Origin of the sequence: Coleofasciculus sp., assembly GCF_046539235.1 — a bacterium.
Classification (GTDB): Bacteria; Cyanobacteriota; Cyanobacteriia; order Cyanobacteriales; family Coleofasciculaceae; genus Coleofasciculus.
Genome location: NZ_JBKHHI010000559.1, coordinates 1 through 3,453 on the forward strand (window position 1 = coordinate 1; position 3,453 = coordinate 3,453).

Annotated in this window: 3 protein-coding genes; 2 read left to right on the forward strand and 1 reads right to left on the reverse strand. The window is 43.9% G+C overall.

The genetic code is table 11. From position 1 onward, the window contains the following. Nucleotides 1-200: 200 nt before the first annotated feature. The gene (gene dndE / locus ACLFWI_RS28490) at nt 201-587 is read right to left on the reverse strand and encodes a DNA sulfur modification protein DndE (RefSeq protein WP_446415730.1); all 387 of its coding nucleotides are present in this window, start codon (nt 585-587) and stop codon (nt 201-203) included. Nucleotides 588-672: 85 nt separating this feature from the next. On the opposite strand from dndE, the gene ACLFWI_RS28495 reads away from it, so the two are divergent. Both ACLFWI_RS28495 and ACLFWI_RS28500 read left to right on the forward strand, forming a co-directional pair. After that, on the forward strand, nt 673-2,223 hold the full coding sequence (locus ACLFWI_RS28495; RefSeq protein WP_446415731.1) for a glycosyltransferase family 39 protein: 1,551 nt from the start codon (nt 673-675) through the stop codon (nt 2,221-2,223). 167 nt (nt 2,224-2,390) lie between these two features. Continuing rightward, nucleotides 2,391-3,221, forward strand: a complete 831-nt coding sequence (locus tag ACLFWI_RS28500) for a prepilin peptidase (protein WP_446411020.1) — start codon at nt 2,391-2,393, stop codon at nt 3,219-3,221. The last annotated feature ends 232 nt before the right edge of the window (nt 3,222-3,453 follow it).

Here is a 3,453-nt window from a genome sequence, read left to right on the forward strand (position 1 = left end):
GATTAGGGCTTGACGCGATCGCGAATTTTAGGTACTATTTCATCATGGGAAAATGTGCCGTCCTATAGCCCCCTATTAACCGTAACCTGTAACTCGCCCCTATAGAGTTAACAAACACAGAATACATCACACATAATATCATCGAAAATAACCAGACATGCATGATGGAAGGGTTTAGAGAGGTGAATAACCAAGAACATTTATTGATTATTCGCAATTTCGATAAAATCTTTAATTGTCTTAATCCTGGGATCACCGGCTAAATACCCAATCCCCCGATGTAGATGAAGGCGAAATTGATTAGTCAGAGTATCCTTATCACACCCTAAACCATCATTATGACAGCGTTGTTTCAGCGCAATTAACAAAATATCAGCCAAATCGCCACCAAACACCCGCCATGTCATTTCCACATTCGAGTCAGCCGGAATCGGGACAGGTGAAGGTTGAGTCGGTTCCGCCAGAGAACGGCAAAACGCCCAACGGCAAAGAATATTCCACTGATCAATTTTAGTATAGCGTTTAAGTTTGGTTAGTTGGTCTTTAGCTGATTTGGAGAGTTTAAAGCGTTCAATTTCAGTTGTCATTTGTTATTCGTCAGTTGTCAGTTGTCAATTTGTCGAGAAACCACCTGATTAATCCTATAATAAGGCGCGTGGGTGAGATTGATGAATGATGTTAAAAAAAATACCGTTAAGTTCAACCGGATGGCGAAATTTACTGATTGCCTTAATCGTACTGGGGATATTTTTCCGCTTCTATAACCTCGATCGCAAGGTTTACTGGTACGATGAGACAATGACCTCAATGCGAATCTCTGGGTATACCCAAACAGAAGTCATCCAGCAAGCGTTCGACGGTGAGGTGATTCCAGTTGCAACGTTCTTAGAGAGGTATCAGTATCCCACGCCGGAAAAAGATCTCAATGACACGATTAACGCCTTAGCCGGAAATCCCGAACATTCGCCCCTCTATTATCTAATAGCACGGTTCTGGTTGCAACTCTTTAGTCATTCAGTTGTCACCATTCGCTTCTTATCCGTGTTAATCAGTTTTCTGGCATTTCCTTGTATGTACTGGTTATGTTGGGAACTCTTCGGATTATCGACAGTAAGTTGGTTTGGTGTTGCTATTCTAGCGATTTCCCCCTTCCATGTCTTGTACGCCCAAGAAGCACGAGAATATAGTTTGTGGACAGTGACTATTCTATTATCGAGTGCGGCATTATTGCGAGCCATCCGATTAAAAACCTTACCGAGTTGGGGAATTTACGGAGTAACTGTGGCGCTGGGACTTTATACTCATCCCTTTTCCGCCTTCGTTTCTATCGGACATGGTATTTATGTTTTAGTCACTGAAGGATTTCGCTGGAGTCGCAAACTAACGAAGTATTTATTATCGTCTCTATTCGGGCTACTCCTATTTTTACCCTGGCTAGGGATTGTGATTAGCCATTTTTCCAAATTCGTGGATAATACAGCCTCGGTTAACTTGAATCGAGAAGGATTTTTACCATTATTTTGGGGATTAAATCTGAGTCGAATTTTCTTTGATGTGAATCAAGGAACCAGCCCATTTAGTCCACTGCATTATCTTAGTGCATTATTAGCAGGCTATGCGCTGTACTATCTTTACCGCCAAGCCCCCCTCAACGCTTGGGTGTTTATTATCACCTTAATTGGTGTTACCGGAATGGCGCTGATTGGACCCGATGTCATTTTAGGGGGGCGTCGTTCTAGTATTACCCGATACGCCATTCCCAGTTATTTAGGAATTCAGATAGCAGTCGCTTATTTGATGGCAGCCAAAACTACGGCAATTAACGGCAAGACAAAGCATCTGAAGCGCTGGCAATACGGCGCGATCGCACTCTTGTTTTGTGGTATTATCTCCTGTATCGTCAGCGCCCAATTTCCGGTGTGGTGGCACAAAAGTCATAGTAAAAGTAGATATAATCCCCAAGTGGCTAAAATTGTCAATCAAGCCAAAAATCCCCTCGTCGTTAGTGATAAAATTCCCGGAATTATGTTTTCTCTGAGTCATTCCCTAAATCCAGACGTTCATCTCCAGATGGTTCTACCCCCTGGAAATCCCCAAATTCCAGATACATTTTCTCCCATCTTTGTCTATCGACCCACTGAAACCTTGAAACAAGGAATTAAAGCCAATCATAAACTAACAGAAGAACCCAACTCCAAATCCTGGTTATGGAGAGTGGAATAGTTTGTTCGTAGTTGCGCTGTCTTCGCCCTAATCGCTTGCCCCCATTCCCTCAAAGTCTAGCCAAAAATATTATAAGTTAAATCGTACCAACTTAAGGCTAGTAAACAATGCCTAACGTCAAACTTGTTGGGTTTCGTTCCTCCACCCAACCTACAACGTGATTCAACATGGATACTTTAATTATCATCGTCACCGCTTTAATCGTATTTGCCCTCGGCGCATCTATCGGCAGCTTTCTCAACGTCGTTGTTTATCGTCTACCCGCCAACTTATCCATACTTTTCCCTCCCTCCCGTTGCCCGCATTGCTTACACAAACTCGGCAAACGAGAGAATATTCCTATCTTGGGTTGGCTGTGGTTAAAAGGGCGCTGTCGTCATTGTCGTAGTCGCATCTCTTGGCGTTATCCCCTAGTCGAAGCCATCACAGGACTATTATTTTTATTAGTTTTTTTACACTATAGCTTAAGCATAGAAACCTTTGGGTATTGGGCATTTTTAAGCTGGTTATTAGCCCTATCCTTAATTGATCTCGACACAATGACACTCCCCAATTCACTCACCCAGTCGGGATTAGTTGTGGGTATAGTCTTTCAAGGCGCATTCGCTTTTTTCCAAACGGCTCAACTTTCCGATATATCGGCTCAACTCATGACCGGAATTGGCGGTGCAGTGTTGGGAATTTGGTTATTTGACATCATCACCCTAGTCGGTTCTATCGTCTTTGGGCAAACCGCCATGGGCGGAGGAGATGCCAAATTAGCCGCAATGATGGGGGCTTGGTTGGGATGGAAGTATTTACTATTAGCTGGGTTTTTAGCCTGTGCAGTCGGCGCATTTGCTGGGGGCGGTGCCATGGCGATGGGTTGGCTGAATCGGCGACAACCAATGCCCTTTGGACCGTTTCTGGCGTTAGGTGCAGGATTGACGGTTTTTTGGGGAGAAGCTATTTTGTCGGCTTATCTGCGGTTATTTTTTCCCCTATCATTTGCCGTTTAAGAAGTAGGGCAGCGATGTCCCATTTAACTGGATTTTCTGGTTATTTAGTGGTTTCATTATTGCCTGTGATTGGGAATTCGATTTAGCCACCCAAGACATCACTTTGAGGGTCAACTTGTCCGTTATAGCTAAGTGTGGCTAACACCTCAACATTTCCGGAATCGTTAGTCTGTCCACGACCCATCATGCCACCACCCATCCGACCACGACCCATTCCATCTTGACCCATCAT